The organism is Bradyrhizobium sp. USDA 4452 (genome assembly GCF_054063575.1).
This window is the reverse complement of record NZ_JBSSGK010000001.1, coordinates 4485016-4506344: the sequence shown is the minus strand read 5'-3', so window position 1 is coordinate 4506344 and position 21329 is coordinate 4485016. Positions and strand designations below refer to the sequence as shown.

At 64.1% G+C, this 21329-nt stretch carries 20 protein-coding genes and 1 tRNA gene; 10 read left to right on the top strand and 11 right to left on the bottom strand.

Annotated features, from left to right (window positions below; translation table 11 throughout):
- Positions 1-121: 121 nt before the first annotated feature.
- Positions 122-760: a TetR/AcrR family transcriptional regulator gene (locus tag ACVISU_RS21640; protein ID WP_157113661.1), complete on the top strand. Its 639-nt coding sequence runs from the start codon at positions 122-124 to the stop codon at positions 758-760.
- A 210-nt stretch (positions 761-970) separates the two neighbouring features.
- Here the strand turns inward: ACVISU_RS21640 and ptsN are convergent, their stop codons facing one another.
- The 7 genes from ptsN to ACVISU_RS21605 form a co-directional block, all read right to left on the bottom strand.
- On the bottom strand, positions 971-1432 hold the full coding sequence (gene ptsN, locus ACVISU_RS21635; RefSeq protein ID WP_016843543.1) for a PTS IIA-like nitrogen regulatory protein PtsN: 462 nt from the start codon (positions 1430-1432) through the stop codon (positions 971-973).
- A 231-nt stretch (positions 1433-1663) separates the two neighbouring features.
- Entirely contained in the window at positions 1664-2278 is a 615-nt protein-coding gene (hpf, locus tag ACVISU_RS21630; protein WP_050404292.1) for a ribosome hibernation-promoting factor, HPF/YfiA family, read from the bottom strand.
- Positions 2279-2463: 185 nt separating this feature from the next.
- The gene (gene rpoN, locus ACVISU_RS21625) at positions 2464-4119 is read right to left on the bottom strand and encodes an RNA polymerase factor sigma-54 (RefSeq protein ID WP_456708254.1); all 1656 of its coding nucleotides are present in this window, start codon (positions 4117-4119) and stop codon (positions 2464-2466) included.
- A gap of 90 nt (positions 4120-4209) precedes the next feature.
- Positions 4210-5196 (bottom strand): LPS export ABC transporter ATP-binding protein, encoded by a 987-nt coding sequence (gene lptB / locus ACVISU_RS21620; protein ID WP_050404294.1) that lies wholly within the window; start codon positions 5194-5196, stop codon positions 4210-4212.
- A 264-nt stretch (positions 5197-5460) separates the two neighbouring features.
- A complete protein-coding gene (locus ACVISU_RS21615) occupies positions 5461-6189 on the bottom strand; it encodes an LptA/OstA family protein (RefSeq protein ID WP_456708253.1) in 729 nt (242 codons plus the stop codon).
- A 5-nt stretch (positions 6190-6194) separates the two neighbouring features.
- Positions 6195-6941: an LPS export ABC transporter periplasmic protein LptC gene (lptC, locus tag ACVISU_RS21610; RefSeq protein ID WP_456708252.1), complete on the bottom strand. Its 747-nt coding sequence runs from the start codon at positions 6939-6941 to the stop codon at positions 6195-6197.
- Positions 6942-7111: 170 nt separating this feature from the next.
- A complete protein-coding gene (locus ACVISU_RS21605; RefSeq protein WP_456708251.1) occupies positions 7112-7726 on the bottom strand; it encodes a ribonuclease H-like domain-containing protein in 615 nt (204 codons plus the stop codon).
- 361 nt (positions 7727-8087) lie between these two features.
- On the opposite strand from ACVISU_RS21605, the gene ACVISU_RS21600 reads away from it, so the two are divergent.
- Both ACVISU_RS21600 and ACVISU_RS21595 read left to right on the top strand, forming a co-directional pair.
- Positions 8088-9356 carry an MFS transporter gene (locus ACVISU_RS21600; protein ID WP_456708250.1) on the top strand — a complete coding sequence of 423 codons (1269 nt, stop codon included), beginning with the start codon at positions 8088-8090 and terminating at the stop codon, positions 9354-9356.
- 25 nt (positions 9357-9381) lie between these two features.
- Positions 9382-9972 (top strand): STM3941 family protein, encoded by a 591-nt coding sequence (locus tag ACVISU_RS21595; protein ID WP_456708249.1) that lies wholly within the window; start codon positions 9382-9384, stop codon positions 9970-9972.
- A gap of 139 nt (positions 9973-10111) precedes the next feature.
- Here ACVISU_RS21595 and ACVISU_RS21590 read toward each other — a convergent pair.
- Positions 10112-10198: transfer RNA gene (locus tag ACVISU_RS21590), tRNA-Leu, on the bottom strand.
- A 148-nt stretch (positions 10199-10346) separates the two neighbouring features.
- Here ACVISU_RS21590 and ACVISU_RS21585 point away from each other — a divergent pair.
- Positions 10347-11315 carry a complex I NDUFA9 subunit family protein gene (locus ACVISU_RS21585; protein ID WP_456708248.1) on the top strand — a complete coding sequence of 323 codons (969 nt, stop codon included), beginning with the start codon at positions 10347-10349 and terminating at the stop codon, positions 11313-11315.
- A gap of 51 nt (positions 11316-11366) precedes the next feature.
- On the opposite strand, the gene ACVISU_RS21580 is transcribed toward ACVISU_RS21585, so the two are convergent.
- Complete coding sequence (locus tag ACVISU_RS21580; RefSeq protein WP_050404298.1) at positions 11367-12173, bottom strand: undecaprenyl-diphosphate phosphatase; 807 nt, start codon at positions 12171-12173, stop codon at positions 11367-11369.
- A 262-nt stretch (positions 12174-12435) separates the two neighbouring features.
- Here ACVISU_RS21580 and ACVISU_RS21575 point away from each other — a divergent pair, with 262 nt between their 5' ends.
- The 5 genes from ACVISU_RS21575 (at position 12436) to ACVISU_RS21555 (ending at position 18812) form a co-directional block, all read left to right on the top strand.
- Positions 12436-13128 (top strand): glutathione S-transferase family protein, encoded by a 693-nt coding sequence (locus ACVISU_RS21575; protein ID WP_050404299.1) that lies wholly within the window; start codon positions 12436-12438, stop codon positions 13126-13128.
- Complete coding sequence (gene queG / locus ACVISU_RS21570; RefSeq protein ID WP_456708247.1) at positions 13077-14267, top strand: tRNA epoxyqueuosine(34) reductase QueG; 1191 nt, start codon at positions 13077-13079, stop codon at positions 14265-14267. The genes ACVISU_RS21575 and queG overlap by 52 nt, the downstream gene beginning before the upstream one ends.
- A gap of 34 nt (positions 14268-14301) precedes the next feature.
- Positions 14302-15099 (top strand): acyl-CoA thioesterase domain-containing protein, encoded by a 798-nt coding sequence (locus tag ACVISU_RS21565; RefSeq protein WP_456708246.1) that lies wholly within the window; start codon positions 14302-14304, stop codon positions 15097-15099.
- A 148-nt stretch (positions 15100-15247) separates the two neighbouring features.
- A complete protein-coding gene (locus ACVISU_RS21560) occupies positions 15248-17173 on the top strand; it encodes a hypothetical protein (protein WP_456708245.1) in 1926 nt (641 codons plus the stop codon).
- A gap of 13 nt (positions 17174-17186) precedes the next feature.
- Positions 17187-18812, top strand: coding sequence for a PEP/pyruvate-binding domain-containing protein (locus tag ACVISU_RS21555; protein ID WP_456708244.1), 1626 nt, complete (start codon positions 17187-17189; stop codon positions 18810-18812).
- A gap of 33 nt (positions 18813-18845) precedes the next feature.
- Here the strand turns inward: ACVISU_RS21555 and ACVISU_RS21550 are convergent, their stop codons facing one another.
- Positions 18846-19316 (bottom strand): nuclear transport factor 2 family protein, encoded by a 471-nt coding sequence (locus tag ACVISU_RS21550; RefSeq protein WP_456708243.1) that lies wholly within the window; start codon positions 19314-19316, stop codon positions 18846-18848.
- A 132-nt stretch (positions 19317-19448) separates the two neighbouring features.
- A complete protein-coding gene (locus ACVISU_RS21545) occupies positions 19449-20285 on the bottom strand; it encodes an alpha/beta hydrolase (protein WP_456708242.1) in 837 nt (278 codons plus the stop codon).
- Positions 20286-20513: 228 nt separating this feature from the next.
- Here ACVISU_RS21545 and infC point away from each other — a divergent pair, with 228 nt between their 5' ends.
- Positions 20514-21053 carry a translation initiation factor IF-3 gene (gene infC, locus ACVISU_RS21540; protein WP_050404350.1) on the top strand — a complete coding sequence of 180 codons (540 nt, stop codon included), beginning with the start codon at positions 20514-20516 and terminating at the stop codon, positions 21051-21053.
- Positions 21054-21329 lie beyond the last annotated feature (276 nt).

The window sequence follows — 21329 nt, the reverse complement described above, 5'->3', positions numbered from 1 at the left end:
ACTTGACACTTGTCAAGCCTGAATTTGACAAGTGTCAAAGAGGATGATTGTGAAGAGATGGAGTGCGCCGCGGTTTGCGCGGTATAAGTTCGCTCGAGGGAAGAGACAGGAAAGGCACGAGATGGCGCGGCAAGCGACGGGAGCGGCCCACCGCGTGACGGTGGCAGCCGAGACACTGCGCGACGAGAAGTTCAACGCCCGCCGCATCGAGCTTGCCGAAGCCGCGCTGGAAACGCTCGGCGAACTCGGCTTCGCGCGCACCAGCCTGCGCGAGATCGCGCAGAACTCCGCATTCACGCACGGCGTGTTTCACTACTACTTCAGCGACAAGCTCGACCTGATCTGCTGCTGCGTGCGTCACTACAAGGCGAAATGCGTGACGCGCTATGACGAGGTGGTGACGACGGCACGCAGCCGCGACGAACTGACCGAAGGCTTTCTCGCCAAGCTCGCGGCGACGCTGCGCGACGAAGCGCGCATGCACCGGCTCTGGTACGATCTGCGCTCGCAGGCGATGTTCGAGCCGGCGTTTCGCAAGGACGTGCTCGAGATCGACAAGAGCCTGGAAGCGATGATCTGGCGGATCGCCACGCGCTACGCGGAGCTCGGCAACAGGAAGCCGGCATCGTCTCCGGCCGCGCTCTACGCGCTGTTCGACGGCCTGTTCCAGAGCGCGCTGCTCAGGCACCTCGCCAGCGACGAGAAGGCCGTGCCCGATCTGCTCGACGAAGTCCGTCGCCTGCTGCCGACGATCTGCTGAGAGAATTGCGGCGTACACAGCTTCGTAGCCCGGATGAAGCGCAGCGAAATCCGGGACTCGTGCCAGCCGTGAGATTTGCCCCGGATTGCGCTTCGCTTCATCCGGGCTACGGGAATTCGAACGTCGACGACGCATTGGCGCGCGTCATCACGTGGCGCATCGATCATGCTCCGGTGACAGTTGCGCGAACGAGTTCGCTGACGCGGATGACTACGCCGCGCTCGCCGGCGGCAGCGCGAGCACCGAGTAGATGGCCTGCGCGTCGCGCGAGGCGCGCAGCTTCTTGGCGACGTCCTGGTCGCGCAGCAGGCGGGCGATGCGCGCCAGCGCCTTGAGGTGGTCGGCGCCGGCGCCTTCCGGCGCCAGCAACAGGAAGATCAGATCGACCGGCTGTCCGTCCATCGCCTCGAAATCGATCGGGCGCTCGAGGCGGGCGAAGAAGCCGAACAGCTTCTCCAGCTTGGGCAGCTTGCCGTGCGGAATGGCAACGCCATAGCCGACCGCCGTGGTGCCGAGCTTCTCGCGCTGCAGCAGCACTTCAAAGATCGCGCGTTCGTTCTGCCCGGTCAGCGCGGATGCACGCGCCGCGAGTTCCTGAAGCGCCTGCTTCTTGCTGATGACTTTCAAAGCCGGAAGTATCGCCTCGGGTGCGACCAGATCGGTAATCGGCATTGGGACGTTCCGAGGTGAATGAACCGTCAGGTTGCGAATAGGCTTTACAGCGGCGGCGTCAAGAAGTTGAGGTGGGATGCGGGCTTAGCCCGGGTCCAGCTGGCAGGGCTTCTACTCCAACGTATCGGCGGTGCCAACACCTGCGAACCCTGTTCCGCCCCCCTTATTGCCGGAGGCGGCGGACCATAAGCAGGGCGGGCTTCGGACGTCAATGCCATCTGCCAACTATCCTCAGGGGCTCACCGCCGGCGGATCGACCCAGCCGACGTTGCCGTCCGTACGGCGGTATATGATGTTCAACCGGCCACTGCCGCCATGCTGGAATACCAGGCAGGAGGCACCGGTCAGATCGAGCTCCATCACGGCTTCGCTGACCGACAGCCGCTTCAGCGCAGTGGTTGCCTCGGCAATGATCACCGGGCTGTACTCGGTGATCTCGTCCTCGTTCTCGGGTGCCTCGATGACGTAGCTCGGCGCGTCGAGGCCTGCGCTGTTGAGGCCTGCGCCGTTCAATTCGGCAAGCGCAGCGGTCGCGGCATAGGCCTTGCGGGCCGAGCGGTCCTTGAGCCGGCTCTTGTAGCGGCGCAGCCGCTTCTCGATCATCAGGAGCGCGGCGTCCGCGCTGGCATAGGCGTCGGCGGCGTTGGATTCGGCTTCCAGCGTGATGCCGGAATCCAGATGCAGCGCGCAGTCGGTGCGGAAGCCAAAGCCATCCTTGCTCAGCGTGATGTGACCAGAATAGTTGCCATCAAAATACTTTCGCAGGACCTCGTCGGTGCGCTCGCTGACGCGCGCGCGAAGCGCCTCGCCGATGCTGATGCTCTTTCCCGAGATTCGAAGGGTCATTTGATGCCTCGATTGCTGGATGCCTCGATCACTCTTGCAGGAGCGTGGAGCTTGCTGGGCTTCCGGTTACCTCCCTGTCTGGATGGCGCTTCGCCTGGAGAGGTTGAGACTATTCCGATTTGGCACGAACGCAACGAGCGGATGGCCCGCTCCGTACTCGGACGGAGCCATACTCAAGAAGTAACCTAAACGGGGGCTGTATCGCGCGAGCGGTCGGGCGAGGAGGCAGGAGCCGAAAGGGCATTACCGAGCATGCTCTGTTTGTCACGGCGGCGCTGCACCGAGGATGGTATCCGCATCGCCTCGCGGTACTTCGCGACGGTGCGGCGGGCAATATCAATGCCCGAAGCGCGCAAACGTTCCACGATCGTGTCGTCGGACAGGATCGCCGACGGCGCCTCGCCGTCGATCAACTGCTTGATGTGGTGACGCACCGCTTCGGCCGAATGCGCCTCGCCGCCGTCGGCGGAAGCGATCGACGCGGTGAAAAAATACTTCAATTCAAAACTGCCGCGATTGGTCGCCATGTATTTGTTGGCCGTGACGCGCGACACCGTCGATTCATGCATCTGGATCGCATCCGCTACCGCCTTCAGATTGAGCGGCCGCAGATGCGCGACGCCATAGGTGAAGAATCCATCCTGCTGGCGGACGATTTCAGTTGCGACCTTCAGGATGGTTCGGGCTCGCTGATCGAGCGCGCGCACCAGCCAGGTCGCGTTCTGCAGGCAATCGGTGAAGTACGACTTGTCCCCGTCCTTGCGGATCGTCTTCGACAGCTCAGAGTAATAGGTCTGGTTGACCAGCACGCGCGGCAGAGTGTCGCTGTTGAGCTCGACATGCCAGCCGCCGTCGGGACCCGGACGCACATAGACGTCGGGCACCATGGTCTGCGTCCGCGCGGTGCCGAACTTCAGCCCGGGCTTCGGATCGAGCCGGCGGATCTCGGCGATCATGTCGGTGATGTCTTCGTCGTCGACGCCGCACAGCTTTCGCAGGGCCGCGATGTCGCGCTTGGCGAGCAGGTCGAGATGCTCGACCAGCGCCTGCATCGCCGGATCGTAGCGATCGAGCTCGCGCAGCTGGATCGCCAGGCACTCGCTCAGGTTTCGCGCGCACACGCCCGGCGGATCGAACTTCTGCAGCACCGCGAGGACCTCGTCGACCGCCTGCTGCGAGGCACCGAGCCGCTCGGCGGCCTGGCCGAGGTCGGCCGGCAGGTAGCCGGCGTCGTCGACCAGGTCGATCAGGTACTGCCCGATCATGCGCTGCGCCGGCGCCGAGAACGCCACCGCGAGCTGTTCGGCAAGGTGGTCGGCGAGCGTCAGCTCGGCGGCCACGAAGGCTTCGAGATTGTATTCGTCGTCGCTGGAGGCCCCACCGCCCCATTCGGTATAGACCGACGGGGCTGCGTCCTGCGCGGCGCGCGCGGCGGCTTCGGCCGGTTCCTCGGAGAACACATTGTCGAGCCTGGTATCGAGCGTCTGCTCGATCTCGGCTCGGGTGCCGAGGTCGCGGTTCAGCCATTCCTCCTGGCCGGGCTCAAAGCCGGCCTCGCCGCCCGAACCTGCAGCCATGTCAGAAGCGTCGCCATCGTCCCCGTAGCTATTGGAACCGTTGGAATCGCCGTAGTCCGGCCGCTCCATCACCGGCTCGCCCGCCACCGGCGGTTCCGGCCCGTCTGCGGCCCGCTCGAGCAGCGGATTGCGTTCCAGCTCTTCCTCGACAAAGGCCGACAGATCCAGGTTCGACAGTTGCAGCAGCTTGATCGCCTGCATCAGCTGCGGCGTCATCACCAGCGACTGCGACTGGCGGAACTCTAGTCTTTGCGTCAGTGCCATGGAGGCAAGATCGACCTTAAAAGTTGGCTCGATTCTTGCTTATCTTAGTCCGTGAAGCTTGTACACGGCTTGACGGACGCAAAATTTTGGCTACAGCCGGAATTCCTCGCCAAGGTAAAGCCGGCGTACATCGGGGTCGTTAACGATCTCCTCCGGGCTGCCCTCAGTCAAGATCTCACCGGCATAGACGATGTAGGCACGGTCGGTCAGGCCGAGCGTCTCGCGGACGTTATGGTCGGTAATGAGCACGCCGATGCCGCGGTTGGTCAGATGACGGACCAGGTCCTGAATGTCGCCGACCGCGATCGGGTCGATGCCGGCGAACGGCTCGTCGAGCAGCATGTAATTCGGACGCGTCGCCAGCGCGCGCGCAATCTCGACGCGGCGGCGCTCGCCGCCGGACAGCGCGATCGACGGGCTCTTGCGCAGCCGCGTGATGTTGAACTCGTCGAGCAGCGAATCCAGTTCGTGCTCGCGCTTCTTCCTCGAGGGCTCGACGACCTCGAGCACCGCGCGGATGTTCTGCTCGACCGACAGGCCGCGGAAGATCGAGGCCTCCTGCGGCAGATAGCCGATGCCGAGGCGCGCGCGCTGATACATCGGCAGCTTGGTGACGTCATGGCCGTCGAGCTCGATCGCGCCGCGATCAGCCTTGATCAGGCCGGTGATCATGTAGAACACCGTGGTCTTGCCGGCGCCGTTGGGTCCGAGCAGGCCGACCGCCTCGCCGCGGCGCACATAGATGCTGACGCCGCGCACGACCTGGCGGCTGCCAAAACTCTTTTCCACGCTGTGCACAGCGAGGTAGCCCGGCCGCTTGATGAGCTGCGGCGCTGAAGCGGCGTTGTTCCTGGCCGGCCTTGCCCGCGCCGGGGCGGCCGCAGCCGCTGGCTGGGATCGCGGCAGCTCGACGGCGGGAACCGGAGCGGCACGCGCCATCGGCGGCGCGTCGCGCACCGGTGACGTCAGCATCTCGCCGAACTGGTCGCCGAGCGCCGTGATGTCGTCATGCGCGCGCGCAAATCCGGAACTGCGTTTCGCAGGGCGCCGCCGGAACATGCCGAGAAAATCCACCATCCCCGCTTCGCTTCAGCCTTTCACGGTGATCCCGCGACCTTGCCTGCGGACCGATCGATTCGCACGGCAAAGCGCGATCACCCGCGCCTTGAATGAATGGATGCCCCTGTCCCGGCCGACATAACTCCCCCTCGAAGGCACATCGTCCGGCCGGGCCGCTGGAGTAGATACAGTCTCGCCCCGCGCGCTTCAACCTCGCGGTCGCAAGATATTATCTAACTTATTGATTCTACTTCACCTTACGTGAGGCTTACTTTGTGGTGCCTATTTCGGCTTGCTGCCCGGAAGCAGTTGAAGCGGCGACGGGGCCGGGGCCGTGCCGGGGGCGGCCGGCGTGCCGCAGCCGCCCTTGCCGTTCTGGCCGCCCTGGGACTGGATGAACAGGCCCTGCACCTTGCCGCTGTCGGATTCCACCCGCGAGACGCCGGTGGTCATGTCGACCAGCAGGCGGTCGCCGCGCAGCACGTTCTGGCACTGGGTCAGCACCACCTGGCCGCCGCCTCCGCCGAGCATGGTGATCAGATTGGTCTTGGTGTCGAAGATCGCGGTCTCGCCGGTGACGACCTGATCCTTCTGGGTGACGACGACATTGCCCTTCGCCTCCAGTCGCTTGATCGAGGACGCGCCGCCGGGGCCCGGGGTCGCCGATTGCATCGGCGCGCCCTTCTGAGCGGCGGCAGCCTTGGTGCCGCTCGCGGCCGGCGCCGGCGCCGCTGTCGACTTGTCCTCGTAGAACACCACCAGGATCTTCGAGGTCATGGTGGTATCGCCCTGCACGACCTTCACATTGCCGGAGAAGGTCGCCTCCTTCTTCTTGTCGCGCATCTCGAGCGCGGCGGCCTCGATCTGGATCGGCTGGTCGCGGTTCTGCGAAAAGCCCTGCATGGCGTTGGGAACACCGGACATCGAGCCCTGCGCCGCGGCGTAGTTCACGGCGAACAGCGCGAGCAGAAAGGCCGCAATTGCGATGCCGTGCGGAAAGCGTCTCATCATCAAATTCATTTCGTGTTGGCGGATTTGCGCGCCTTCGGCGGCGCAGGAGGAGGTGGTGGTGGTGCGGGCTCGGCGGGCGCGCTCGCATTGTTGTCGCCGAGCTTGTCGAGATACATCACGACATTGCCTTCGAACCGCACGAGATCGCCGCTGTTGTAGATCCTGAGCCTGTCCGATGTCAGCGTGCCCTGGAGCAATTTGACGTCGACATGCTCGTCCGACGAGACGTTGCCCTTGTTGATGTCGACGAAGGCCTGCGTCAGCTTGGCTTCATAGCCGGTGGACGACTGCAGGAAGATATCCTGGCGCAGGTCGAGCAGCTGCTTCTTGTTGTCGAAGAAGCCGGTGCGCGCATCCATCGTCACGGTCGACTCATCCTGCTGCGCCACCTTGGCGCGGATCGTCTTCAGCTCGACATGATCGGGGTCGGTGACGTCCTGGATCGCCGCCTTGGCCCACATCTCATAGGGCCGCCCCTCGGCCGAGAAGCCGGCGATGTGCGGCGATTCCATCGTGATCTTGGTGCCGGAGACGACAAGATTGTCCATCTCGACCGGCAGCTTGGGGATCATCTCGCGGAATGGATTGTAGACCGAGACGAAGATGATCGAGGCCATCGACAGCCCAACCACCGCAGGCACGGCGATGCGCAGGATCCGCACCATGCGGCTGTGCCGTGCGGCGGCGGCAAACCGCGCCTCGAGGCCCGTGACGTAGCCGGGATTCTGGGCTGGATTCTGAACCGAATTCACCTGAGCTCCAGAGGCACGAAATTGCCCCTATCCTAGCCGGAGCCGCCCGATTATGCAGCCCGGACCTCGCGTCGCGCCCCTGCGGGAGACCACGCGTGAACAGTTTGGCCGAAACGGGGCGGAACCGGCCCCGCCGCGACGAATTCGCGCCCCATCATTAACGGGCGAAATCACGAATGGGCGAAGATGTCCTCGGCCTCCCAGCCGTCGAGGTCGAGCCTGGCGCGGGTGGGGAGGAAATCGAAACAGGCCTTCGCGAGATCGGTGCGTCCCTCACGCGCCAGCATCACATTCAACTTGTCGCGCAACGCATGCAGGTGCAGCACGTCGGATGCGGCATAGGCGAGCTGGGCTTCGCTGAGGCTTTGCGCACCCCAGTCGCTCGACTGCTGCTGCTTCGACAGCTCGACGTTCAGCACCTCGCGCACCAGGTCCTTCAGGCCGTGGCGGTCGGTATAGGTGCGCGAGAGCCGCGAGGCGATCTTGGTGCAATAGACCGGCGCCGGCATCACGCCGAACGTGTTGTAGAGCACCGCGACGTCGAACCGCGCAAAATGAAAGATCTTGGTGATCGCAGGGTTGGCGAGCAGCGCCTTCAGGTTCGGCGAGTCGGTGTGGCTCTTCGGGATCTGGATCACGTCGGCGGTGCCGTCGCCGTTCGACATCTGCACCACGCAGAGCCGGTCACGATGCGGATGCAGTCCCATGGTCTCGGTGTCGATCGCAACGGAATCGGTATAGCGAGTGAGATCGGGCAGGTCGCCGCGATGCAGGCGGATGGTCATGAAATAAGGCCTCGGGTCTCGGATCGATTCGACAGGCGACACTAGCCCCCAAACGCCGGGGATGCGAGCGGATAGGCGGTCGCGGCCGGCTCAGCCAGGGGTTACGCCCCCCTCTTGCCATATCCCGGCACGGCTGCCCAGCATCGCGTGAACTCTGTTGCATTTGGATCACGCGCAATTCAAACGATTGGCAATGGGATGACCCGAGGCCTCGCAATACCCATATGGAGGAGCGAGAGTTTCGCGGTTTTTGATCAGTCCCGCATAATTTTTTGCGCGTCCGCGCCGATGAAATCCACGGATGGCGCCCTATCTGTGCCCAGCCGCTCGCACGTCCTACTCATCTTCAGAAATGAGCCTCATGTCGGACCAGACCATCGCCGCGCCGATCGATGACGAGCCGCAGGAGCGCGGCTTTACGCGCTATCAGACGTTCCTGATCGCGCTGCTCGCCTTCACGCAATTCACCCTGATCCTCGACTTCATCATCATGTCGCCGCTCGGCGCCATCCTGATGCCGTCGCTCGACATTACGGCCGGGCAGTTCGGCGTCGCGGTGTCGGCCTACGCCTTCGCGGCCGGGATCTCCGGCATCCTCGCCGCCGGCTTTGCCGATCGCTTCGACCGCAAGCGGATGCTGCTGTTCTTCTATGTCGGCTTCACCTTCGGCACCGTGCTGTGCGCGCTGGCGCAGAATTTCCACGTCCTGCTGCTCGGCCGCATCGTCACCGGGCTGTTCGGCGGCGTGATCGGATCCGTGGTGCTCGCGATCGTCACCGACCTGTTCCCGCTGCAGCTGCGCGGCCGGGTGATGGGCTTCATCCAGACCGCGTTCGCCGCGAGCCAGGTGCTCGGCGTGCCGGCCGGACTTTTTCTCGCCAATCACTGGAACTGGCACATCTGCTTCGTTGCCATCGTCGGCCTGTCGATCGCTGCGATCGCCACCATCGCGTTGTTCATGCAGCCGGTCGACGGTCATCTCAAGCTGCAGCACGATCGCAACCCGTTCCAGCATTTGTTCGCAACCGTGACGCAGCCGCGCTACACGCTGGCCTTCATGGTGACGACGCTGCTGGCGACCGGCGGCTTCATGCTGATGCCGTTCGGCAGCGCCTTCACGGTGCACAATCTCGGCATCGACATCGTCCATCTGCCGACGATCTATCTGGTCTCCGGCCTGTTCAGCATCCTGATGGGGCCGCTGGTCGGCCGCGCCAGCGATGCGTTCGGCAAATATCCGACCTTCATCTTCGGCTGCGTGGTGTCGGCGATCATGGTGCTGATCTACACCCATCTCGGCCACGTCTCGCTGCTGACCGCGATCATCGTCAATGTGCTGATGTTCGTCGGCATCTTCTCGCGCATGATCCCGTCGCAGGCGCTGATGTCGGCGATCCCCGACGCCAGCCAGCGCGGATCGTTCAGCGCGGTCTCAGCCTCGGTGCAGCAGCTCTCCGGCGGACTGGGCTCGGTGGTCGCGGCCGCGATCGTCGCCGAGACTGCGGACGGCTCGCTGCTGCATTTCGACCGGATCGGCTACGTCGTCGTCGCGAGCTCGATGATCTCGATGATCGCAATGTACTTCGTGCAGAAGCCGATCGCGCGGCGGGCGGGACGGCGGGTCGTGTGAGGGAACTCGAAATCCGAGAAACGCCGTGAATGGCCAATCGCCAGTCTTGGAGGTTCGATTCTCCGCTTGGAAATTGTTCAAGTACGTTCTGCTGGGCGGTGCGATGACAGCGCTCTGCGTTGCCATCGCCTTCGGCTATTTCACGAAGCCCGCGCCCAGTATGTTCGTGCGATTGGCAGCTGACTTTGGCATCGTCTTGTTCGGTGGCGGCACGCTGCTCTCGACATGCTACGCCATTGCGCGATTGGGCAAGCCGGTGATCACCCTCAGCCCAGATGGCATTCGAGACGATCGCGTTGCGAAGGAAATCATTCCATGGAGCGCCGTCGAGAGCGTATCGACGCGGCGGTTTGATCCGCCAAGATCTGGGGCGATATGGCCGGTACCTTATCCAGCCGATTTGCGATTGATGATTTTGCGGCTCAAGCCGGAGGCTGAGAAACATCTCTGCCTGACGGCTGCATCAAAGTTGTTCAGACGTCCGAACCGCGCACTGGGCGTCGATGGGATCGTCATCAGCCCGACTGGACTTGATATCGAATACGACGAACTTTTTGACTTGAGCCCAGCCTATGTCGCGGCCGCTGCCGAGGTTGGCGGCCAGCCTGCGCTTTGAACCTGCAAGCGGTCAAACGCCTGGCGCGTCAGGTAGATTGGTAATGGCGCCATCCGCCGTCTCAGCCGCCTCCGGCGGTCGCGGCCTCGCCGCACCCACCCTCCGGATGCTGAGCGATTTCAATCGCTTAAAAAGGGGGTGGTGCCCAGGAAAGGACTCGAACCTTCACGGCCGTTAAGCCACTGGCACCTGAAGCCAGCGCGTCTACCAATTCCGCCACCTGGGCATGTGGAGCGGCTTAGTAAGGATCGGTTACGCGCTTGTCAAATTCGCGATTGAAAATTCAATTAGCCTGTACAGGATTGGGCTGATGTCGTATCGCCAGAGGCTGTAAATACGCTCAATCGCTCTCGAATCCGGCAGGAATGGACCTCATGGCATCGAACCTGGAAACGCTCGTCACGGTATTCGGCGGATCCGGATTTCTGGGGCGGAACGTGGTCCGGGCGCTCTGCAAGCGCGATTACCGCGTGCGGGTCGCGGTGCGGCGGCCTGAACTGGCCGGCCATCTGCAGCCGCTCGGCCGCGTCGGGCAGATTCATGCCGTCCAGGCCAATGTGCGCTACCCGGCCTCGGTCGAGGCGGCGATGCGTGATTCGCATATCGCGATCAACCTGGTCGGCATCCTGGCCGAAGGCGGCGGGCAGAGCTTTGACGCCGTGCAGGTGAAGGGCGCCGAGACCATCGCCAAGGCAGCCGCCGCCGTGGGCGGGCGAATGGTCCACGTCTCGGCGATCGGTGCCGACGCGGATTCGCCCTCGGGTTATTACCGCGCCAAGGCGGAGGGCGAGCAGGCCGTGCAGGCGGCCCTGCCAGAGGCCACCATCATGCGGCCGTCGCTGCTGTTCGGGCCCGAGGATCAGTTCACCAACCGGTTTGCGGCACTGGCGCGGATGTCGCCGGTGCTGCCGCTGGTCGGCGGCGGGGTCAACAAGGTGCAGCCGGCCTATGTCGCAGATGTCGCGGACGCCGTGGCCGATGCCGTCGACGGCAAGGCGAAGGCAGGCGCGACCTACGAACTCGGCGGGCCGGAAGTGCTGACCATGCGCGAGGTGATGCAGATCATCCTTCAGATCACCCAGCGCGACCGCGTGCTGGCGCCGCTGCCGTTCGGCCTTGCCAAGCTGCAGTCGTATGTCCTGCAATTCGCGCCCGGCCCCTTCACCTTGACGCCGGACCAGGTCGCTATGCTGCGTTCGGACAATGTGGTGTCGGATGCCGCCAAGGCCGCCGGCCTTACTTTCGCGGGCCTCGGCATCACGCCCGATTCGATGGAAGCGATCGCCCCGCAATATCTCTGGCGCTTCCGCGCGACCGGGCAGTTCCAGAAGAAGAGCGCGTAGGCACCTCTCCAATCGTCGTCCCGGCGAAGGCCGGGATGACGAGATTAGGTCTTACTTTCCCATCGCCAGCGCGATCAGACCGAGCGTGCCGACGATCACGCGCCACCAGGCGAAGAACGTGAAGCCGTGGCGGGTGACGTAGTTGAGGAACGTCTTCACCACGACCATTGCCACGACGAAGGAGACCACGAAGCCGACCGCGATGACGCTGAGATTGTCCGAGGTGAAATCGGCGCGGTTCTTGTAGAAATCATAGACGAACGCACCGACCATGGTCGGGATCGCGAGGAAGAACGAGAACTCCGCCGCCGAGCGCTTGTCGGCGCCGAGCAGCATCGCAGCCACGATGCTGGCGCCGGAGCGCGACACGCCGGGGATCATGGCCAAGCACTGCGCGACGCCGATCCAGAAATACATCAGCAGCGGGAACCGGGTCGCGTCGTCCTCGTACACTTTGAGATCGAGCTGATCGACCCAGAGCAGGATGGCGCCGCCGACGATCAGCGTGAAGCAGACCACCCACGGATTGAACAGAAATTCCTTGATGTACTTGCCGGCGATCAGGCCGATCACGACGGCGGGCAGGAACGCCACCAGCACGCCGATCACGAAGCGGCGGTCGTCGGGATTGGAGAACATGCCAAGCGCGACGCGCCACAATCTGGTGAAATAGAGCACGAGGATCGCGAGGATCGCACCGAGCTGAATCAGGATCGCAAAACTCTTCCAGAAATTGCCTTCGCCGAGATTGAAGAAGCGTTCCGCGAGCAGCAGGTGGCCCGTCGAAGAGACCGGCAGGAACTCGGTGACACCCTCGACAATGCCGAGAATCACCGCCCGCAGCATATCCGTCATCATGATCTGATCTGCCCTGTGTGGAAAACCGAATTCTTCTCGCTTATTCGCACATAGGCCGCAATCGCAAAGAATCGTCAAACAATGGGTTACCCGGCCGATTTGCTGGGCTATAGCGTTTTTGTGACCCGCACCATCCGCGGAGGTGGCTTCCGGTTTGCGTGCCGACGCGACATAGAGACGAGCGGAACTGGTCCGGCCAATTCACAGGTCAGGTCACACAGGTTGATGGTTTCTTAAGCGCCACGACACTACCAAGGGCTTCATGTATACGCTGTATCACCATCCGTTCTGTCCGCATTCGCGCTTCATTCGGCTCGTGCTCGGCGAGTATGGCCTCGATCTGCGCCTGGTGGAGGAACGGGTCTGGGAGCGGCGCGAGGCGTTCCTGGCGCTCAATCCGGCGGCGACCACGCCGGTGCTGATCGCCGAGGGATTTCCGCCGATTCCGGGTGCGCCTGTGATCGCAGAATATGTCGACGAGACGCATGGCCTCGACGCCGGCGAACGTCGGCTGCTGCCGACGTCTTCGGCCGAGCGTGTCGAGGTGCGCCGGCTGATGGCGTGGTTTAACGAGAAATTTTTCGAGGAAGCCTCCAACCCGCTGGTGACCGAGCGGATCTACAAGCGCTTCATGAGCGAGGACAATGGCGGCGGCCCGCCGGCACCCGACATCATGCGCGCCGCCAAGGTCAATGTGCGCTATCATCTGAGCTATATCGGCTGGCTGGCGAAGACGCGGAACTATCTCGCCGGCGACCGCCTCACCTACGCGGACCTCGCCGCCGCTGCGCATCTCTCGGCGATCGACTATCTGGGCGACGTGCCATGGAGCGAGGACGACGCGGCAAAGGCGTGGTACGCACGGGTGAAATCCCGCCCGTCGTTCCGCCCGCTGCTCAGCGAATGGCTGGCGGGGGTGCCGGCGTCGCGCACCTATGTGGACCTCGACTTCTGAGCCAGGCGGTCCGGCTCTCTCCGTCCGATCTCAAGGACGCACTTCGGCGCGAGGCGCGCGCGCTCGGCTTCGATGCCATCGGCTTCACCGATCCTGATGCGACGCGCGAGGCCGGCAGACATTTTCTGGAATTCCTCGACTCCGGCGGCCATGGCGAGATGGACTGGCTCGCGGCCAATCCGGAACGGCGCACCGACCCGCGCGTGCTGTGGGATGGCGTGCGCTCGATCATCATGCTCGGCGTCAATTACGGGCCCGCCGATGATCCGCTCGATATTCTCGCGTGCCGATCGCATGGCGCAATCTCGGCCTATGCGCAGGGCGACGACTATCACGACGTGATCAAGAAGCGGCTGAAGACGCTGGCGCGCTGGCTCGCTGCCGCGACCGGCGACGAGGTGAAGGTGTTCGTCGACACCGCCGCGGTGATGGAGAAGCCGCTCGCACAGGCCTCCGGCATCGGCTGGCAGGGCAAGCACACCAATCTGGTGTCGCGCCAATTCGGCTCGTGGCTGTTTCTCGGCGCGATCTATACCGCGACCGAGCTGCCGCGAAACGAAGCCGAAGCCGATCATTGCGGCAGTTGCCGCGCCTGCCAGGACATTTGTCCGACCGCAGCGTTTCCTGCTCCCTACAAGCTCGATGCGCGGCGCTGCATCTCGTATCTGACGATCGAGAACAAGGGTCCGATCCCGCAGGAATTCCGCAAGGCCATCGGCAACCGCATCTATGGCTGCGACGATTGCCTCGCGGTGTGCCCGTGGAACAAGTTCGCCGAGGCCGGCCGCGAGCAGAAGCTTGCGGCACGCGATGCGTTGCGCGCGCCCGCGCTCGCCGATCTCGCGCGGCTCGACGATGCGGCTTTCCGCACATTGTTCACGAAATCGCCGGTCAAGCGCATCGGCCGTGACCGCTTCATCCGCAATGTGCTGATCGCGATCGGCAACTCCGGCGACGCAGACCTCGCCGCCGAAGCGCGTCGTCTGCTCGATGACGCAAGCCCGCTGGTGCGCGGCGCTGCGGTGTGGGCGTTGTCGCAACTGATCGCCCGCGACGCGTTCGCGGCGCTGGCGTCACGTGCCGGCGGCGAGCCTGATCTCAGCGTGCAGCAGGAGTGGCGCGCGGCAGCCGCCTCTTGATTTCATCGCGCTGTTCCCGTCATGGTCGCGGACCATGACAAACCAGCCCTTCTTCACCAGACATGGCGACGGCTTCATGCCGACGTCAGTTGCGAACGGTCCGTGGAGCCCGGAATCGATGCACGGCCGCGTCGTGATCGGCCTGCTCGGCTTCGTCATCGAGGAGCGCCACGGCTCCGACGATTTCGTCCCCGCGCGGCTCACGGTCGACATGTTCCGGCTGCCCAACATCACGACGCCGGTCGAAGTGACGACCAGGCTGGTACGCGATGGGCTCCGTATCAAGGTGATCGAGGCCGAGTTCGTCTCCGGCGGCACCAGCATGGCGCGCGCCTCCTGCCAGTTGTTGCGCAGGACGGAAAATGCACCCGGCAATGTGTGGTCGCCGCTGAACTGGCAGGTGCCCGCGCCCGCCGACATTCCGAAGCCGGCCGATCCAAGGCTCGGCATGAACGGCAAATGGGAGACGCGGCCGATCACAGGCCACATGGGCTCGCTCGGCGAACGGCGGCTGTGGATGAGCGAAGTCCGCGAGCTCGTCGAAGGCGTGAAGATGACGCCGTTCGTCCATGTCGCGACCGGCGCGGATTTCGCGAGCCCGTTCGCCAATGCCGGCGACCAGGGCCTCGGCTACATCAACAGCGACGTCACGATCTATCTGCACCGTTTGCCGGTGAGCAACTGGATCGGCTTCGAGGTGGTCAATCACCACGCGACAGACGGCATCGCGATCGGCGAGTGCTGGCTCTATGACGAGAAGGGCCCGATCGGCACCTCCACCGTGGCCGCACTCGCCCAGCGCAAGCCGATGAGCAATCCGCCGCCGCCGTAGAATCTCCACCGTCGTCGTTTGGCCCGGTTCAGGCTGCACGCCACGCTGCGATTTAACATGACAGTTTTAAGAATGATCTAGCGCAAGGATCGCGCCGCTTGGGTGACGCATACAGGTGAGACCGAAATCTCATCTTGCCCTGTGTGTCATGAAAGCCCAGATCCTCAAAGAACTCGGACAGGCAGACATACTGCTGCCGTCCCTGGTAGCCGCCGGTCTGTCCGCCAACGATCGCATCAAGGTTCGCCTGAGCGCGCTGCAGGCCGCCGCCGCACATGCGCGGGAACCCGGGCGTCCGGTCAATGAGCTTGCAGTTGAGAGCCATGCCGCCGGCATCGCGCCGGCGGCGATCGCATCCTTGATCAACAGCGCGGATCTGATCGGCGAAAGCCGGCTGACTGCCCCCAATCTCGCAAAGCTGATGAAGGAGATCCAGGGCGACATCGACACCATGATCCGCTCCGTCAGCGCCGGCGATGCAGTGGAAGCGGATAGGGCGCGCGGCCGCCTGAATGCGATTCAGGCCGCTGGACTGCTCGATGCGTCGCCTGAGATCGAGCTTAGCCGGATCACCCGTCTGACAAGTGCGGCGCAAGACGCTGGCGACACCCTGCATCGGCTGGTCATGGATCTGCACAAGGCGTTGAACAGGCTTGCCGTCGGCTGCTCGGAAGAAAATCTGGCAGGAGCACAGGTGTTCGGCCTGCAGAGCGAGGATCGCGTGCCGGTCGAAAGTTTCATGCGAGGTCTGGCAGAGACCCGCGCGCTGAAATTCGACCATCCCGGCCTTGATACGATGGCAACCAGATCGGACGGCCGGCTCCTGATTCAGAACGACATCGGAACTACCGACGCGCATGTCCTGGTGGTAGCCGTCAAACGCAATGCGGTGACCGTGACTTATACGGACGTGCATCTGGCTCGCGCAAAATTCTTCGTCTCGCTATTCGGCCACTTCGACGCCGAATGGAGCGGTCTTGATCATCATGCGTCGACGGGATTTGAAGACGGCGGCTTCTTCCTCGTGACCGGCCGATTGCAGGCCAGGACGGCCACGGATCGTAATGAATTCCTTACCGCCGTCGGCTCTGCGCTCGTGTTCCTGATCGACTGGAACAAAGCCCGCAAGCTGTTGCGAAACTGGGTCAACAAGGATGACGCGGCGAAGATTCTCGAATGGGCGGCGCGGCAGCGCGTTGGCCATCGTGGCTTTCTCGAACTCGGCGGCAATGAGTTGCTCGGCAGTGCCGTTCGCAACGCGGCACCAACGCGTATCGGCTTCGGCGAGCGATTGGACCAGGTGCTCGGCCGCACGGCAGCAATGGATTTCCTGAAGTGCGCGCTGCGCCTCTCGACCGAAGCGCTGCTCGCAGGTCATTCGGTCAGGACCGTGCGGGACGAACTCGAGGCTGAGCTGGTCAGGCGCCTGGAGCGCGTCGAGAGCGCGTTGCTTGCTGTGGTGCTGCGGCAGGTCGGGCTGGCACACGACCTCAGCATCACGATCTCTGGCTATATCGCCGGACTGCTGGCCGGCCAGGAGACCGACGGCAAGGCATTGGCGGCGCGCGCCAGCCGGATCGAGCAGAAGGCGGACCGGATCGCGCTCGAAGCGCGCAGGGAGGTCAACCGCTTCGGTGCCCGGCCGATCATCGAACAACTGGTGGACCGCGCGGAGGAGGCCGTCGACGAACTCGAGCAGGCGGCCTTTATCGCTTCCCTGACGTCGGCGAGCGTCGACAAGCAGCTGATCTCCGCACTGGGTGAACTCTGCGCGATTGCCGTCACCGCCGCCGAGGCGGCGGCCAGCGGGCTGGCTGCGGCCGCGGAAGTACCGGAGGGCCGTCGTGCCGATTCCGAAGACGCGCTTGCCGCGGTGGTGCGTCTTGTCGACGCCGAGCACGCCGCGGACTGCCAAGAACGGGCGATCACGTCGCTGGTCTTCACCGGTAACCACGACACCACGACATCGCTCTCGGTGCTCGAACTGGCGCGCGCCATCGAACGTTCGACCGATCGTCTCGCCGGCTTCGGCCATCTGCTCCGGCAGCACGTCATGACTGATCTGGCAGCCTGAAGAGGGGTCCAACATGCACATCGTATGCATTGGCGGGGGATCGACCGCTTTGCACCCTGCCGAAGAGATCGGTGCCAAAGCGGCGAATCTCGCCCGGATGGCCGCGCTTGGTCTTGCGGTGCCGCCGGCGTTCGTATTGCCGGTCGGGCTGTGCGCCGACATCATCGGCGGGCGGACGGCTGCGGAGCGCCATTTGCTGGACGGATTGAAGGAAGGCATCGGGTTCCTCGAGCGCTCCACCGGCAGGCGCTTCGGCGATCACAGACGTCCGCTGCTGGTTTCGGTGCGGTCGGGCGCAGCCCGCTCGATGCCCGGCATGCTGGACACCGTCCTCAATGTCGGCTGCACGACGCGCGCCGTGCGCGGCTTGATCCGATCGACGGGACGCTCACGGCTCGCATGGGATTGCCGGCGCCGATTTCTGGAGAGTTACGGCGAGGCCGTGCTCGGCCTCGACCCTGCGCCCTTCGCGGCGCGGATCGCCGCGCTGACCGCCGAGGAAGGCGTCGCCAATGACCGCGAGCTCGACAGCGAAGCGATCGAGCGTCTTGCCGGTGAGGAACTGGCGCTGATCGAGGGCGGAGACGATCGCTGGCTCGAGGACGCAGACGAGCAGCTCGAGCGGGCGGCGCGGGCGGTCTATCGATCCTGGATGAGCGAGCGGGCGCAGACCTATCGCCGGCTGCAAAAACTCGAGCATCTGGCGGGAACGGCCGTGACCGTGCAGGCCATGGTATTCGGCAATGGCGGGCTTTCGTCGGGAGCGGGCGTCGCGTTCTCCCGCGACCCTTCGACCGGATCGACGCAGCCCGTCATCGATCTGGTACTCGACGCGCAGGGCGAGGACGTCGTGTCGGGCCGGCGCACGCCGGATAGCGGGGAGATGATCGCCCGCGCATTGCCGATGCTCATCGCCGATCTCGGCAACGTCCTGACGCGCCTCGAGCATGAGTTCGGCGACGTCCAGGACGTCGAGTTCACCGTCGAGGACGGAAAGTTATGGATCCTGCAGACGCGTCCGGCAAAGCGCACGCCACGCGCCGCGCTCAGGATCGCGATCGACCTCGTCCATGACCGGCTCATCACTCCGAAACAGGCACTCGACCGCCTGAGCGATCTCGATCTTGCGTCGCTGGAGGAAGTTTCCCTGGTCTCGGCCGACGATCCGATTGTCGCAGGGATCGGTGCGTCCGGCGGCATTGCCGTCGGGCGTGCCGTCTTCGACTCCGACGCTGCGCAGCGGCTTGCAGCAGCCGGCGATCCCGTCATTCTGATGCGTCCCGATACCTGCACTGCAGACGTTGCCGGTTTTGCCGTGGCCTGCGGCATCGTAAGCAGGGTTGGCGCGCGGACCGCTCATGCCGCGCTGGTGGCGCGTCAGATGGGAAAACCGTGTGTGGTGGGCTGCGGCAGCATGACGATCGAGGCCGCCGGCGAGCGCGCCGCACTCGGCAAGGCGGTGATTTCGGCAGGCGACTGGGTCACGATCGACGGAGACAGCGGTGGCATCTTTCTCGGGCGGCGGGAAACCCGGACAGTCCGGCCCGAAGCGGAGCTTGCCGAAGTCGCGAAATGGCGATCGGAAGTGCGCGGGGGCGCGGTTCGTCGCCGCCGGCCGCGCAAATCGGCCGCGGCCTGATCCACGCCGCATTGCAGTCGCCAGTAGCGACGATCAGGTCTCCAGGTGCCGCTTCATCTCCGGCCGCGCCCGCAGCGCAGCGCCCTGCTTGCCGACGATCTTGGCGATCCGCTCCGGCGCGAAGTTGAGGTCGACGAAGGCCGGCGCGGTGTTGGCGACCTCGTGATATTCCGTGATCTTGCCGTCGCGCAGCCGCATGATCGCGACGCCCTCGAACATCGCCCGCGCCCCCTTGGCTTCCGGCAGGGTCGAGCGGTAGCTGAACGTGTAGCGCGCGTAGAGCGTCGTGCCGTCGCTGACGGGATCGTGCATCACCCAGCGGAAATCGGTCGCAGTCCGGTAGAACCAGTCGTCGATCATCTCGGCGATCCTGGCGTGCCCCTCGAACGCGCCATAGAACACGTCGTGGTAGACGCCGTCCTCGGTGAAGAGGCTTGCGAAGGCCTTGCCGTCGCGCTGTTCGACCGCGTCGCAGAACGCGCGCAGCATCGTTGTCGTGTTCATGGCGCCTTTCCCAACCACTTCTGTCATGCCCGCGCATGCGGGGCATCCAGCATTCCAGAGCTCCCGCCTTGAATCGAGAGGCCGCGGCGTATCCGCTTTCGCGGATGATGACATCGAACAAGATGGGCGACGTTAGCCGATCTCCGCCACCGCGGCGATGATGCGCGCGATGTCCTGTGGCCGCGACAGCCGATGATCGCCGTCCTGGATCATGGTCAGCACCACATCCTCGGCCGGCAGGCGGTGCACCAGCGCGAAGGCATGCTTCCACGGCACGTCGGGATCCTGCGCGCCCTGCAGGATGCGCACCGGACAGCCGACATCGATCTTGCTTCCGAGCAGCAAATGGTTGCGGCCCTCCTCGATCAGATTACGGGTGATCGGATAGGGCGAGCCGTCGCCATATTCGGATGGCCTGAGCCAGACGCCCTTGGTCTCGATCTCGGCACGGATCTCCGGCGAAAAACCCTTCCACATCAATTCCTCGGTGAAGTCGGGCGCCGGTGCGATCAGCACGAGGCCGGCGAGCTGTGCCTTCGCCTTGCCGCGCTTTGCGATCTCGCGCGCCAGCAGCAACGCCATCCAGCCGCCCATCGAGGACCCGATCACGACCTGCGGCCCGCTGCAGAACTGCGAGAAGACCGCGACGCTCTCCTCTAGCCAGCAGCCGATGGTGCCGTCGGCGAATTCGCCGCCGGATTCGCCATGGCCGGAATAGTCGAACCTGACGCAACTGCGGCCGTGCTCGGCGGCCCATGTGTCGAGCGCGATCGCCTTGGTGCCGGTCATGTCGGACTTGAAGCCGCCGAGCCAGAACAGTCCCGGCGCGCTACTTGCGCTGCCCGGCGCGCCACTGGCGCTGCCGGGATTGCTCCCCGCCCGGGCGCGCACCGCGATCCGGCGTGCGCCATGGCCCTCGCCGACCTCGATGAAGGCAGGTTCCTGCTCGGATGCGGTGGTTTGGCTCATGGTTCGGTCACTCGCGTGTCAGAGATCTGGTTTTCAATCGTGGCGCGGCAGCGGTCAACGGCAGCAGGCCCGCCTTGCAGAGCAGGCGCGCCCGCTATATGTGCCGAGCGTGGCCAAAATGCCTCGCAATTGACGGTTTTGCCGCTTAAAAGAGCGAGTTCGCTTGCCCGTCGCAGCGTCTTGCTTCAAAATATCCGCCTTCCCTTTCACAACTTTGGAGAGTTACCCATTCGCCGTCCCAATAGAGCCCCGCCCACAGTCGCAAAAGACGGGCCGCGCACCAATGATGAGATTCGCAACGCGCAGATCCAGCTGATCGATCAGGATGGTGTCAACCAAGGCACCGTCGAAACCATGGTGGCCATCAAGATGGCCATGGAAGCCGGCATGGACCTCGTCGAGATTTCGCCGAATGTCAGTCCTCCGGTCTGCAAGATCATGGACTACGGCAAGTACAAATATTCCGCGCAGAAGAAGGCCGCCGAGGCTCGCAAGAAGCAGAAGGTCGTCGAGATCAAGGAGATCAAGCTCCGCCCGATGATCGACGATCACGACTATGACGTGAAGATGCGCGCCATGCAGCGCTTCTTCGAGGAAGGCGACAAGGTCAAGATCACATTGCGCTACCGCGGTCGTGAGATGGCGCACCAGGAGATCGGCACCAAGCTCTTGGACAAGGTGAAGGCCGACGTTGCCGAGTTCGCCAAGGTCGAGCAGGACGCGAAGTTTGAGGGCCGCCAGGTCGTGATGGTGCTGGCGCCGCGCTAATTCGAGTTTGTCGCTTTGTTGAAATGAAGTGGCCCGCCGGATCGCCCGGCGGGCTGTTTCCATTTTGGCAGCCCGGATGGAGCGCAGCGCAATCCGGGACGGCAGCGTCCGCGGCGCGACCTGCCCCGGATTGCGCTTCGCTCCATCCGGGCTACCGGTTCCGCCAAAATCTCGAAAACAACCCCATGCAAAGGAGCCGACGACTGCTGCGGAGCGGACCGATCTGCCGCCGGTTCCGCGCTTCAAACGTTGCAAAAGCGCCGATCCTCTGTCATA